1 tRNA gene is annotated in these 275 nt (G+C 63.6%); it reads right to left on the reverse strand.

Features of this window, described 5'->3' with window-relative positions:
- Positions 1–149 precede the first annotated feature (149 nt).
- Positions 150–226, reverse strand: a tRNA-Ile gene (locus V6B97_RS17250).
- Between the last annotated feature and the right edge of the window lie 49 nt (positions 227–275).

The raw sequence follows: 275 nt of genomic DNA on the forward strand, positions 1-275 counted from the left end.
GGGTCAAGGGGGCGGCGCGTTGCGATCGCCATCCGTAAGGTTCGCGCTACGCGCTCACCTAACGGCTGCCGTCCCTTGCGGGGTACGGGGCGGAGCCCCGTATTCTTTCCTGTGGCACCGTGCCCAGTTGGCGGCACATCCTGATCGTATGGTGGGCCTGGGAAGACTTGAACTTCCGACCTCACGCTTATCAGGCGTGCGCTCTAACCACCTGAGCTACAGGCCCATCGGCGAAGACGGGCGCGCGGCCCAGCTTCATTCACGGTTGCTTCAAA

The organism is Nitratidesulfovibrio sp. 1201_IL3209, assembly GCF_036763125.1.
Classification (GTDB): Bacteria; Desulfobacterota; Desulfovibrionia; order Desulfovibrionales; family Desulfovibrionaceae; genus Cupidesulfovibrio.